Genomic DNA, 13065 nt, shown 5'->3' on the forward strand with positions numbered 1-13065 from the left:
TGCTTATGGTTCCTTAGTTACTTGCCCATCGCCATCTTCGCGGCGTTCTCGCCCGCGATCCTGCCGAAGGTGATGGTCTGGGAGATTGAGTTGCCCCCCAGACGGTTCTTGCCGTGCACCCCGCCGGTCCCCTCTCCCGCAGCGTAGAGGCCCGGGATCACCTTGCCGTCCTTGCCGAGCACCTCGCTGCCGGTGGTGATCTTCAGGCCGCCCATGGTGTAGTGCACGCCCGGTTTCACCTCGATGGCGTAATACCCGGCGGTGCGCAGGGCGCGCGGCAGGTCGGGGCGCTTGAACTCCGCGTCGTTTTTGTCGTCGACCGCCTTGTTGTAGGAGGCGATGGAGGCTTCCAGCGCGTCGGCAGGCACCTTGATCGCGGCGGCGAGATCGCGCACCGAGCCCCCCTGGCTGACCAGGTTCAGGTGGAAGTAGCCGTCGATCTGCTTCAGGCTTTTCCGTACCCCCTCGTCGAACACCAGGAAGGCGGACTGCCCCTTCTGGGCGAGGATGGCGGCGGAACATTTGTCGCGGGTGGTGAGCTCGTTCACGAAACGCTTCCCTTCGTGGTTCACCAGGATGGCGCCGTTGCCGCGCACCGCCTCGGTGATCAGGGTGCGGCTCCCGGCGGCCACGGTGGGATGGATCTGTATCTCCTTCATGTCTTTCAGCTCGCCGCCGGCCTGGTTCCCGAGCTCGATGCCGTCACCGGTCGCGCCGGGCTGGTTCGAGGTGGTCATCCCTTTGTACTCGGGGCGGTAGAAGGCAACGCGCTCGGGGTTGGCCGAGAAGCCGCCCGCCGCGATGATGACCGCCTTGGCCTTGATGGTGTACTCGCCGCTGTGTTTGCCGGCCACCCGTACGCCGATCACGCGCCCTTTCTTGTCCTCGAGGATCTTCACGACCTTGCTGTTGATACGGATGTCGATGTTGCGCTGGGCCGCGTTTTTGCGCAGCACCTCGGTGATGTGAGCACCGACTGCGGCGCCACCTTTCGGGCGATGGGTGCGGTTCACGCTCGCGCCCCCCATGCGGCCGACATCGCTCAGGTCAGCGCCGAGACGGGTCAGCCAGTCGACCGACGAGGCGGAATTTTTGGCCAGCACCATGGCGAGCGCCGGGTCGTTCAGGTTGCCGCCGCCGGTCATGGTGTCCTTGTACATGAGGTCGACCGAATCGGGAATCCCCTTCTCTTTCTGATAGACCGTTTCTGCCGCGTTCATCCCGCCTGCCGCGAGCATGCTGTTGCCTCCGGTGATCGGCTGCTTCTCGATGATGATCACCTTGGCACCGGCATCGTGGGCGGTGATCGCCGCGGTGAAGCCGGCGGCGCCGGCGCCGATCACGACGATGTCCGCCTTGTCGGTACGTTTGGCCTGCCTTGACGTCGCCGCAGCCTTGGTCGCGACCGCCCCTCCCCCCGGGATCTTCATGTCGAAGGCATGGCAGCTGAGACAGTAGGCCCAGGAAGCGGTGTGGCCGTGGTGACAGGTCGTGCAGTTGATGTCGCCCAGGTGCGAGCGGTGCGGGTTCACCTCCTCGCGTGACTTGCCACCAAGCTCGGCCAGGGTGCCGTGGCAACCGACGCAACGGCTGTTCACCCCCTTCTCGCTGTCGTCAACGACAACCTTTTTCCCCTTGCCGTGGCAATCCGCGCACGCCGCCTTCCCCTCGTGCAGTTTTGCCAGGGGCTCTGCACCGCCGGCCCAAAGCACCGTAGCCGATACCAGCACCAAGAGTGCCGCCAACAAAATGCCCAACCTTGAATTCATCATCTTTCTCCTTTCGCGTCTGTTTGCGTATTACCGCCCGCCTCCGGTTGGTATGCCCGTTACCGGAAAGCGCCCTCCCGAAGGGGGGCGCCCCTGCGCCCTCTGACAGAGCACGAGCGATGCCAACACCACCACCGACCGTAAAGGTGCTGATTTAATGATAACTTTAGCCACCACCTTGAAGAGCGCAAGAAGGGCCAACGATAACCAAAGGTTATGGGACGAACACCGCTCATTAGCAAAGTGTCCAATGCTTTCAAATGTTTACCAACAGGTATAACCCAGGGTTATGGTTATGCCCTTCGGCAATACCTTTTCGTGGTCCCATTTCTCCCATACCCGGGGCAAATCTGTTGCCAGCACACATGCAAACATGATATGCATACGCAGTTTTTTGCATGTAATTCGGACCGCGTGCTGCACGGCGGCGCAATGTGATGCTGGCCCTTCAAACGGAGGTGTTCCAATGGGGAAAGAGAGAGCAGCAAGGCAGGAGACGCGGCAAAATCAAAGTCCCGCGGCGGGGGTAAGGCGCTCGCCATTTGAGATCCTGGGCGGTAGTGCGTGGCTGCAGCTCGCCCTGATCGCCCTGGTGGGACTTCTGGCCTATTCCAATACCTTCCATGCACCCTTCGTCATCGACGACGAAGGCTCCATCACGGAAAATCCGGTCATCAAGAACCTCGCCTCGTTCCTCTTCGACGGGACCGGCTACCGCTACAACCCACGCCGCTTCATCGGGTACCTCACCTTCGCCCTGAACTACAACATGGGTGGGCTGGAGGTCACCGGGTACCACATCTTTAACACCGCCGTACACCTCTTAAACGGCGCCTTCGTCTTTCTCCTCCTACGCCTGACGCAGCAGACACCGTTCTTCAAGACGACGGAGGAAGTAGAAGACGCGGGCCGCGGCATCCCCCCCGAAACGCTTGCCCCGCTCATAGCCGCCCTCCTCTTCGTCGCCCACCCGATCCAGACCCAGGCGATCACCTACGTGGTGCAGCGCTTCGCCTCGCTCGCGACCCTCTTCTACCTCGCCTCGCTCACCTGCTACATCCTGGCGCGTCTGCGGCAGGAGGCCCGCGTCGGGGTGTCGCGGGGGGGCACCATCACGTGGTATATTGCGGCACTTCTGTGCGCCCTGCTGGCGATGAAAACCAAGGAGATCGCCTTCACGCTCCCCCTGACCGTCGCGCTCTACGAGCTCTCCTTCTTCGGGACCCCGTCGCGGAAGCGGTTACTCTTGCTGCTTCCGCTCGCGGCGACCCTGCTCGTCGTCCCGCTAGGTCTCATGCAGTCCGGTAAACCGCTCGGAGAGATGCTTGGCGAGATGGACCGGCTCGCACGAGAGACGACCAGCATCTCCCGGGGTGACTACCTGCTCACCCAGTTCAGCGTCATCGTCACCTACCTGAGGCTCATGCTCATACCTATCGGGCAGAACCTCGACTACGACTACCCCGTCTTCCATACCCTCTTCGCCCCACGGGTCTTCCTCTCCTTGCTGCTGCTCGTCGCCCTGGCCGGGACGGGGATCTACCTGTACCGCCGCTCGTCGCGCGAGCCATGGCAGCGGCTGGCCGGGTTCGGCATCTTCTGGTTCTTTATCACCCTGAGCGTCGAGTCGAGCGTCATCCCGATCCGGGATGTCATCTTCGAGCACAGGGTCTACCTCCCCTCGGTCGGGATCTTCTGTGCCGCCGCTGCGCTTCTTGCCCCACTGCTCGCGCGGCTCGCCCCCCGTGCGGCGGCCGCCGCAGTCGGTGTTGTCGTCCTCGTGCTTGCCGTCACCACCTGGCAGCGGAACCTGGTATGGGGGAGCGCGGTCACTCTGTGGCAGGACTGTGCCGGAAAGGCACCCGGCAAGGCGCGCCCCCACAACAACCTGGCCATAGCGCTCCTCGCGGCTGGGCGCAACGACGAGGCGGCCGCCGAACTGAAGACCGCCCTGAAGCTGGACCCGGGTAACGTGGAGGCGCTCAGGAACCTGGGGGCGGCCTACGAGAAGACGGGAGGTGTGGAGCAGGCGATAAGCCAGTACCGGGCCGCCCTGCAGGGGAACCCGGACAACAAGTACGCGCACTACAACCTGGCGGTTGCCTACAGCAAACAGGGGAAAACGGACCAGGCGCTCTCCGAGCTGCAGCTGGCGCTCAAGGTCGACCCGGAATACCCCGACGCACACAACAACCTCGGCGTGCTCTACGCCAACCAGGGGTTGATGAAAGAGGCGATCGCGGAGTTCAGCCTCGCGGTGAAATACGACCCGCGCTCCGCGGAAGGGCACAAGAACCTCGGCTTCGCGCTCGGGATGAACGGAAAGCAGGAAGAAGGGATGGCGGAGTTGCGTACGGCGGCCGACCTGCAGCCGGAAAATCCCGAGATTTACAACAGCATGGGGATCATGTACGCCAACCAGGGGCGCTTCAGGGACGCGGCCTCCGCCTTTGAAAAAGCGGTGCAACTGAGCCCACAGGAGCAGAAGTACCTCAACAACCTTTACCACGCCAAAGCGCAAGGGGGGTGAGGCGAAGAGTTGGCCTAAAGCTTTTACCTTAATGAGCCGATGAGATAGCATCGGTAACTGCATGCCGCAGAGTGAGGGAAAAAGCGTATGGGGACCTGCACGGGAGTAGGATTCAGCAGCAACAGGAATCCGTCGGCGGCCGGCCAAGAGGCCGCCCGGAAAGCCCTGGAACAGGCGAAGGTGACAACGCCCGACTTCGTCCTGGTGTTCGCCACCGTGGGCTACGACCAGCACCAGCTTATCGCATCGATCAGGGAGGCGACCGGCGGCGCCCTTTTGTGCGGTTGCTCCGGCGAGGGTATCATCACGCACGGGACCTGCATCGAGTCCAACTTCGGCGTCTGCGTCATGACCATCGCCTCCGACGAGATCCGCTTTCATAGCGCACACATCAAGGAGATCGAGGGGAGGGCCGAGGCGGCGGGCGAGGAGCTTGCCGTGACGCTCAAGCCCCTCACCGCACCCGACACCCGGGCCTGCCTGCTCTTTGCCGACGGCCTCGTCTTCAACTTCGACCCCTTTCTCTCTTCTTTCGAAAGGACCATGGGGCGGCAGGAACCGCTCCCGGTCTTCGGCGGGCTCGCCGCCGACAACTGGGCCCTCCACGCAACCTACCAGTACCACAACGACGAGGTCTTCACCGGGGGGATGGTCGCCGTCCTCATGTCAGGTTCCGCCAGCATCGCCTGGGGGGTGAACCACGGCTGCGTTCCGGTCGGGAGCAAGCGCACCATCACGCGCTGCGCCGGGAACGTGATCCAGGAGATCGACGGCAGGCCTGCCCTGGAAGCGCTCCAGGAATACCTCGACCCGGATTGGATGACGCAGTGGAACAAGTCGTCCCTCAACCTGTGCCTCGGCTTCAAGACGCCGGAGCACATGAGGCAGGGGTACGAGGAGTACGTGATCCGCTACATGCCCGGGAAGAACGACGGTGCAGGGGAGGTCATCATCCAGTCGGAGGTCACCCCCGGAACCGAGCTCTGGATCATGCGCCGCGACAAGGAACTCATCACCGCCGGTCTCGGCGCGATCTCCAGGGAGCTGAGAATGCAGCCGGAAAGCGTGCCGAAGTTCGTGCTCCACTTCGAGTGCGTGGGACGCGGCAAGATGGTGTTTCGCGAAAGCGAGAAAAGCGCCCTGCTTTCGTCGCTGCAGCGGGAGTTCCCGGACGACGTCCCGTGGATCGGTTTTTACACCTACGGCGAGATCGGTCCCATCGCCCACCACAACTGCTTCCACAACTTCACCGCCGTGGTAGCGGCCGTCTACTGATGGACAGGCGGGAGATGCCAGCCGGTGCCGCGCCACCAGACGATGAAACGGCCCTCCTGCGCCGGGAGAACGAAACGCTAGCCCAACAGGTGAAGGAACTGGTGAAGGCGGAGGGGAAACTCTACCGCTACCAGGAGCAGCTCGACGTGCAGTTGCGCGAGTACCAGGAACTGTACCAGTTCAACCGTAACCTGAACGGCCTGCGGGATCTTTCGGAAATCTTCAGTACGGCGGCGGACTTCATCATCAACAACCTGGGGTACGAAAGGGTCGTCTTCTGCAGACTCGACGCCGACGAGGGAAGCTATTGCGCCAACGCGTGGGATGGCTACTACCACGCCGAAGAGAGCGACGCCGCGAGCCGGCTCGCCGTCCCCAGAAACGATCCACTGCTCGCTCCACTGTACGGGGGTGCCCCCTTCCTGATCTGCCTCGAAGAGAGCGATGATCCGCTGCTGCGGCGCTTTGCTGCGCTGATGCAGGCAACGGAATACCTCATCTACCCCCTGGGGTCTCACGACCTCCCCGTAGCCCTGCTTGCCGTGGGCAACTCAGCGGAGCAGTTCCCTTTCTGCCGCAGGATCAGCGACAGCGAGTTGGCGCTGCTTGGCATCGGCAACCTGGCGGGGCTACTCTCCTCCAGCATCGAAAACCACATCCTTTTGGCCAACACCGCACGGGCGCTGGAACAGGAACGCCTGGCAGAGGCCAAGTACCGCGGCATCTTCGAGAACGCAACGGAGGGTATCTTCCAGGCCACTGTGGAAGGGAGGTTCCTGAACTGCAACCCCGCCCTGGCCGAGATCCTCGGCTACCACGCCCCCCAAGAGGTGATCGGCTCGATCACCGACATCGCCCGCCAGCTTTACGTCAACCCGCTGCAGCGCACACGGATACTTTCCGAACTGGCGCGGGGGTGCACCGTCAAGGGGTGCGAGGTTGAGTTCTACCGCAAGGACGGCTCGAAGTGCTGGGTGAGGCTCAGCGTGCGTGCGAGCTTCTCTCCCGGCGGCGGGATAAGCCACATCGACGGCGTCGTGGAAGACGTCTCGGAACGCAAGCGGGTTGAGGAGGCGATCCGGACGCTGAACGCCGAGCTAGAGCAGCGGGTGGCGGATCGGACCAGCGCGCTGGAGCAAGCCAGCGCCGAATTGCAACAGACCCACGCCCACATGCTGCAGCAGGAGAAGATGGCATCGATAGGGCAGTTGGCCGCCGGAGTTGCCCACGAGATCAACAACCCGATGGGCTTCATCATCAGCAACCTGAACACGCTCGACAAGTACGCCGAAAGGCTCACCGGCTTCATAAAGGTGCAGGACGAAGCGATCGCAAGGATGCGCCGCGAAGGGGGCGGTGCTGAAGTCGTCGAGGAGGTCGCGCAGCAGCGCCGGGGCTTGAAGGTGGACCATGTCATGGAGGACGTGGGACACCTGATCGGGGAGTGCCAGGAGGGAGCCGGACGGGTGAAGAGGATCGTGCAGGAGCTCAAGGGTTTCGCCCGGCTGGATGAATCCGAACTGAAGGTGGCGAACCTGAACGAGGGGCTGGAGAGCACCATCAATATCGTCTGGAACGAGCTGAAATTCAAGGCGGAACTGAGGAAGGAGCTGGGGGAGATCCCGGGCACCCTGTGCAACCCGGGTCAGTTGAACCAGGTGTTCATGAACCTGCTGGTGAACGCCGCCCAGGCGATCGAGAAGTTCGGCGTGATCACGGTGCGCACCACCCTGCAGGAAGGCATGATCAGGGTCGAGATCTCCGACACCGGCTGCGGCATCCCCGCCGACCGCATCAAGCGCATCTTCGATCCCTTCTATACGACGAAGGCGGTCGGCACCGGCACCGGCCTCGGGCTCAGCATAGTCTACGACATCGTGAAAAAGCACGATGGCGCGATCGAGGTGGAGAGCGAGCCCGGCGTCGGGACCACCTTCATCGTGCGCATCCCCGTGGTATCACAATAGCGGCAGGATCAGCCGCAGACCGCGAAGGCGTCGTGGTAGGCAACCACGCCGGTCGCGTTCTCGGCGCGGAAGGGGAGCGCCAGGAAGTACTCGGGAGGAACGCCCGGCAGGGTGAGCCCGTCACGTACCTTGAAGCCGAAGCGCCCGTAGTACGCCGGCTCGCCCAAGAGGACACAGCCGTCGCAGCCAAGGCGCTCAAGCTCTGCGAGTCCCGCCCGGATCAGCATGGAGCCGATTCCCTTCCCCTGGTGGTCCGGCTGCACCGAGACCGGTGCCAGGCCAAACCAGCGGCACGGCTTGCCGTCGATGGTGATGGGGGAAAAGGCGATGTGCCCGACCACCGCGCCGTCCAGGACAGCCACCAAAGAGACGCTGAGCGCCCCCGCCGAGCGCAGCCGCTCCACGAGGATGTGCTCGGTCTGGTTGCTATAGGGGTGGCTGTGGAAGGCCGCTTCGACCACCCGTGTGATGGCGGCCGCATCCTCCGGCCGCTCCTTGCGCATCGTCAGTTTCCCCGTTTCCAATCTTCCCCCCCGGCGCGGCAGCGCCCCTACCACCCGAGCGCGAGCTTGAGCCCCAGCACCCCGCCGAGCAACACGAAAAGCCCCCGCACCCAGTCATGCCCCTTTTGCCGCCCAAGCCTTGACCCCAGGTAGGCACCGAACACCGAGCCGATCGTCGAGGGGAGCATGAGCCTGGCATCGGCGAAGCCTGCGGCGCTGTAGACGGCGACGGCGAAGCAGTTCCAAAAAAATGCGATGGCGTAATAACAGCCAAGCGAGGCGACCAGGGTCTGGCCGCGCCCCTTGGCAAGCAGCATGGAGGTGAAGAGCCCGTTCCCCGAACCGAAAAAGGACTCGTAAACGCCGAGCGGGAAGGCGAGCAGGCCGGTAACCCCGCGCGACAGAAGCGGCTCACCCTCGCTGCGCCCAAGCGCCGGGTTGCATGCCACCACCGCGACGAGCAGGAGGATGATGCTGCCGATGACCCGCTGCAAAAGCGCGGCGTCGATCCCCCGCACGATGAGGGTCCCCACCCACGCGCCGGCAAGGCCGCAGACGACCATGATCCGGAGCAGCGCCCAGTCCACCGGGCGCCCCTTCAGGTAGTTTCGCGCCGCCAGAGGCGTCCAGGCCGCCCCGTTCAGCTGGTTCGAGGCGATGGCGACCGGCAGGGGAAACCCGAGCGCGAGCCAGACCGGCGTGGTCAGCATGGCCGAACCCGCCCCGCTCATCGAGCTCAGCAGCGAGGCAAGAAAGGCAACCGACAGGATGGTAAAAAAGCGCATGAGCCCCTCCCTGAGGCAGCTCCTTTCTACCCCATCCGCCGGCAACATTCAATGCCAAAGGGCGCTGGAAGTATCTCTGGCATCCGTCTCTCACGGGGGCCCAGTTCTTACTCGTTCTTTTTACTTTCTACTCAGTCGTGCGCTTTGACTCAAAACGTGCTAACTTTTGTTATAGTCAGTTCCCATCTTCACGCGTTGCAGCGAGGTTCTTGTGTCACGCAAAAAATATATTCTCATAACTTCTGCCGCCCTTGTCTTCCTGCTGCTGTTCATCGTGGCCATCCTCCCCACCATTGTCAGGATCAAAGCAGTGGAGGCTCTGGAAGAGAGCACCGGACGCAAGGCGCGCATCGAATCTGTGAGCTTCAACCCCTTCACGTTGACTGCCACGGTTGAGGGTTTTGCCATTGAGGAGAAAGAGGGACACCCCTTCATCGCTTTCCGGCGCCTTCAGGCGTCCCTGTCGCCGGCATCCATTTTCAGGAGGGCCCTCATCCTCTCCGAGGTCACCCTCGACACCCCCACGGTGAGCCTGGTGCGCAACGCGCCGAACCGCTTCAATTTCACCGACATCCTGGAAAAGCAGCCGAAGAAGAAAGAGGAAAAGGGAAGCACGCTGCGCTTCTCGCTCAACAACATCAGCATCAGGAACGGATCGATCGACTTCGATGACCGCATCGTCGGCGGCGGGAGAAAACACACGATCCGGGTGCTGAACGTCGATATCCCCTTCATCAGCAACAGCCCCTACCTTGCCGATAAATACATCGACCCGCGCATCTCGGCGCAGGTGAACGGCGCCCCCTTCACCTTCGCGGGGAAACTGAAGCCGCTCAGCAAGTCGCTGGAGACCTCGGTTCACGTGGGACTCAAGCGGCTCGACCTGCCGCAGTACCTGGCCTACGCACCGGTGAAGCCCCCGGCCGAGCTCACCTCCGGCAAGCTAACCGTCGACCTCGACATCGCCTACCGCATCTCGGCCGACAAGAAACCGGAACTGCTGCTCAAAGGAACGACCAGGCTCGACGCCGTCAGCATCGACCTCCCGGGTAAGAAGCCGCTCGCGCGCGTCCCTGCACTGGAGGTGAAAGCCGCCTCCCTCGAGGTGCTGGCCAAGAAGTTCCATTTCGACGCGGTAACGGCGGAGGGGCTCGAGCTCTTCGTCGAGCGGGACCGCCAAGGGGCATGGATGTTCTCCCGGCTCGCTCCGTCCGCGCCGGAAGGAGACAAACCGAAAGCGGCCGAACCTGCCGAAAAAACCGAGGTAGTGCTTCCTTCCCTTGCGGTGACCAACGCGACGGTTCACTTCCGGGACGAACTCCCCAAGGGGGGCTTCAACACCAACATCTCCGAGATAAACCTCGCCGCCAAAAACTTCAGCACCGCTCCAGGGGCCCAGGCCGCGTACCAGCTCTCCCTCAAAGCGGACGGAGAAGCCGCGCTGAAAACCGGGGGGACCTTCTCCGCTTCCCCCGTCGCAGTCACGTCGTCCATCACCCTCACTGGGCTCAAAATTCAGCGCATATGGCCTTACCTCAGCCCCTACCTCACCGCGCCGCTTCAGGGCACGCTCGGCCTGACCACGGAACTCGGCTACCGGGCCGAGGAGGGGTTATCGCTCAAAAAGGGGGATCTCTCCGTCGCCGGTCTTGCCGCCCGCTACGGAAAGGAAGGGTTCGACCTGGCCCTTTTGCAGGTATCCGGAACAAGCTTCCGCCAGAAGGAGAACCGCCTTGAGATTGGCGACATCCGCCTGGCGCAGGGAAACATCTCCCTGTCAAAGGAAGCGGACGGGAAGCTCTCCATAATGTCGCTCTTCCCGGCGCCATCCGCCGCAGCCACGGCACCTGCGTCCAAGGCGAAAAAGGCCAAGGCCGAACCGAAGGGAAGGCCGTTTTCCTATGTGGTTAAACAGACAAGGCTTGAGAAATTCAACGTCACCTTAACCGACAAGACCTTCGAGGAGCCGCCCCGCTTCACGCTGCGCAACGCGAACCTGACCCTCGCGAACCTGCAGGGGCCGAAGTTCCAGCCGTCTCCCTTGCGCTTTTCCACCACCTACGGCAAGGGCGCCACGCTTAGGACGAACGGCACCCTCATGCCGGTTCCCTTCCGCTACCGCGGGAGCATCGGCATCAGCAGGCTCCCGATCAGCGACTTCGAGCCTTACTTCCCTGAGAGCTTCAACTTCTCGGTCATCGGCGGGAACCTCGATACGTCGGTCGACCTCGATCTCGCCCTCAAGGACGGCAAGGCGGTGGGGAGCTTCCGCGGCAACGCCGGGGTGCGCGACTTCCACAGCATCGACATCACCGAGCAGGACCTCCTCAAGTGGGAGAGCCTGCAGTTCGACGCCTTCCAGGGAACCTTCGCCCCGTTCACCCTGAGCATCCGCGAGGTCGCGCTGAACGACGTCTATTCCCGCATCATCATCAGAAAGGACGGCACCCTCAACCTGCAGGACCTGGTCAGGAAAGAGCCGGAAGCGCAGACGGCAGCTCCGGTGGCACCCGCGGCGCAGGCAGCCCCCACGGCGCAGGCGGTTCCGTCTGCACTACCGGTGGCCGCACCCGGCACCGTTGCAGCGACCTCCGCGAGCCAGCGGCAGATCTCGGTCGGGAGCGTGACGATTCAAAACGGCACGCTCGCCTTCACTGACAACCACCTCCCCCAGACCTTCAACAGCACCTTCTACAATCTGGGGGGCAGGGTGAGCGGGCTCACCTCGGAGGCATCCAAGTTCGCCGACGTCGACCTGCGCGGCAACCTGGAAAACCATTCGCCCATGCAGATCTCCGGGAGGCTCAACCCGCTACGGGACGACCTCTTCGTCGACTTGAAGATCTCCTTCCGCGACATCGAGCTGGCCCCGGTCACCCCCTACTCCGGCACCTACCTGGGCTACGCCATCGACAAGGGAAAGCTGTTTCTCGATCTCAAGTACCTCATCGAGAAAAAGCAGCTGACCTCCGAGAACAAGGTCTTCATCGACCAGTTCACCTTCGGGAAGAAGGTGGACAGCGAGCAGGCGACCAGCCTGCCGGTAAGGCTTGCCATCGCGCTTTTAAAGGACCGTAACGGCGAGATCCACCTGGACCTCCCGGTCACCGGGCGGACTGACGATCCCCAGTTCAGCGTCTGGCGTCTCATCGGCCAGGTGCTGAAGAACCTGCTAGTGAAGGCGGCCACCTCCCCATTCGCCCTGCTCTCTTCGATTGGCGGCGGCGGGCAGGATTTCAGCATGGTGAGCTTCGAGGCGGGCTCAAGCGTACTATCAGCGAACGAGGCGAAGAAACTGACGCAGCTGGCCAAGGTGGTCGCCGACCGCCCCGGACTCAAGCTGGAGATAAAAGGGTTCGTCGACAAGGGGAGGGACCCGGAGGGATACCGGCAGGAACTCCTGGCGCGCAAGGTGCGCAACGAGAAGTTCCTCTTACTGGTGAAGGAACAGCAGGTTAAAGAAGGGGAAAACAGCGAGACGGTGCAGGTGACGCCGGAGGAGTACAGCAAATTCCTGAAGGGAGTCTACAAGAAGGAGAAGTTCCCGAAACCGCGTAACGCCCTCGGCATGGTTAAGGACCTGCCGGACAACGAGATGAAGAAGCTGATCATCGCCAACACCGTGGTCGGCGAGAACGAGCTGCAGGCGCTCGCGCGGGAGCGCGCGGCAACCGTCATCAATTATCTGGCGACCCAGGGAGGTTTACCGGCGGAAAAACTCTTCCAGGGAAGCGGCGACATCTACAAGGCGCCCGAAAAGGAAACCGCCGGTCGCAGCCGCGTCGAGTTCAGCGCCATCGCGCGGTGATCCCGCCTGCGCGGCGCAAGATCTTCCGCCAAGAGCTCGCAATCCCCTCTCCCTATGGGAGAGGGGCGTCACTCCGCCCCAATCCTACTTCCTCTTCTTCTTTTTCTTCGTGAATCTTCTTCCTTGATGGGCGGGATGGTCTTGTTGCTGGGCGTGGCTCTCTTCCTCGCCACCCTTCATCATCATCAACGGAATCAGTACCAGAGCAAAGACAGCCAGGATAGCCGCTACTGCGATGAGCGGTGTGGACATAGCTCCCTCCCATTCAAACTCTTCCAAGACATATTCAAGATTCCCGCACCGGTCCAGGGATGATACCACTCCCCGTTCCAATGAGTTTTAGGCAACGCAGCATAACATGCGCCCCCAACCTTTATCAATTCAAATGTAGTTCATGAGCCGCCCCCCTGCGCCCCTGCGCCCCTGCG

Annotated in this window: 8 protein-coding genes; 4 read left to right on the forward strand and 4 right to left on the reverse strand. The window is 62.6% G+C overall.

The features are described 5' to 3' along the window. Positions 1-17: 17 nt before the first annotated feature. Entirely contained in the window at positions 18-1769 is a 1752-nt protein-coding gene (locus E4633_RS01250; protein WP_135868462.1) for a flavocytochrome c, read from the reverse strand. A gap of 466 nt (positions 1770-2235) precedes the next feature. On the opposite strand from E4633_RS01250, the gene E4633_RS01255 reads away from it, so the two are divergent. The 3 genes from E4633_RS01255 to E4633_RS01265 all read left to right on the forward strand — a co-directional run bounded on the left by E4633_RS01255 (position 2236) and on the right by E4633_RS01265 (position 7541). Then, on the forward strand, positions 2236-4299 hold the full coding sequence (locus E4633_RS01255) for a tetratricopeptide repeat protein (protein WP_162604918.1): 2064 nt from the start codon (positions 2236-2238) through the stop codon (positions 4297-4299). 87 nt (positions 4300-4386) lie between these two features. Further along, complete coding sequence (locus E4633_RS01260) at positions 4387-5574, forward strand: FIST signal transduction protein (protein ID WP_135868464.1); 1188 nt, start codon at positions 4387-4389, stop codon at positions 5572-5574. A 14-nt stretch (positions 5575-5588) separates the two neighbouring features. After that, a complete protein-coding gene (locus E4633_RS01265) occupies positions 5589-7541 on the forward strand; it encodes an ATP-binding protein (RefSeq protein ID WP_162604919.1) in 1953 nt (650 codons plus the stop codon). Between the two features lie 8 nt (positions 7542-7549). Here E4633_RS01265 and E4633_RS01270 read toward each other — a convergent pair whose 3' ends face one another. Together E4633_RS01270 and E4633_RS01275 are read right to left on the reverse strand one after the other, a co-directional pair. Next, positions 7550-8044 carry a GNAT family N-acetyltransferase gene (locus E4633_RS01270; protein WP_135868466.1) on the reverse strand — a complete coding sequence of 165 codons (495 nt, stop codon included), beginning with the start codon at positions 8042-8044 and terminating at the stop codon, positions 7550-7552. 47 nt (positions 8045-8091) lie between these two features. Further along, positions 8092-8829: a sulfite exporter TauE/SafE family protein gene (locus E4633_RS01275; RefSeq protein WP_162604920.1), complete on the reverse strand. Its 738-nt coding sequence runs from the start codon at positions 8827-8829 to the stop codon at positions 8092-8094. A 211-nt stretch (positions 8830-9040) separates the two neighbouring features. Between E4633_RS01275 and E4633_RS01280 the strand changes: the two genes are divergently transcribed. Next, positions 9041-12637 carry a DUF748 domain-containing protein gene (locus E4633_RS01280; RefSeq protein WP_246037859.1) on the forward strand — a complete coding sequence of 1199 codons (3597 nt, stop codon included), beginning with the start codon at positions 9041-9043 and terminating at the stop codon, positions 12635-12637. 84 nt (positions 12638-12721) lie between these two features. Here E4633_RS01280 and E4633_RS20475 read toward each other — a convergent pair whose 3' ends face one another. Further along, positions 12722-12889 (reverse strand): hypothetical protein, encoded by a 168-nt coding sequence (locus tag E4633_RS20475; RefSeq protein WP_198419368.1) that lies wholly within the window; start codon positions 12887-12889, stop codon positions 12722-12724. Positions 12890-13065: the final 176 nt, after the last annotated feature.

The sequence above is a fragment of the Geomonas terrae genome, assembly GCF_004791675.1.
Taxonomy (GTDB): Bacteria; Desulfobacterota; Desulfuromonadia; order Geobacterales; family Geobacteraceae; genus Geomonas; species Geomonas edaphica.

Coding starts and splice junctions, on each gene's coding strand:
- E4633_RS01250 (WP_135868462.1), bottom strand. CDS start 1,769: ATGAATTCAAGGTTGGGCATTTTGTTGGCGGCACTCTTGGTGCTGGTA.
- E4633_RS01255 (WP_162604918.1), top strand. CDS start 2,236: ATGGGGAAAGAGAGAGCAGCAAGGCAGGAGACGCGGCAAAATCAAAGT.
- E4633_RS01260 (WP_135868464.1), top strand. CDS start 4,387: ATGGGGACCTGCACGGGAGTAGGATTCAGCAGCAACAGGAATCCGTCG.
- E4633_RS01265 (WP_162604919.1), top strand. CDS start 5,589: ATGCCAGCCGGTGCCGCGCCACCAGACGATGAAACGGCCCTCCTGCGC.
- E4633_RS01270 (WP_135868466.1), bottom strand. CDS start 8,044: ATGCGCAAGGAGCGGCCGGAGGATGCGGCCGCCATCACACGGGTGGTC.
- E4633_RS01275 (WP_162604920.1), bottom strand. CDS start 8,829: ATGCGCTTTTTTACCATCCTGTCGGTTGCCTTTCTTGCCTCGCTGCTG.
- E4633_RS20475 (WP_198419368.1), bottom strand. CDS start 12,889: ATGTCCACACCGCTCATCGCAGTAGCGGCTATCCTGGCTGTCTTTGCT.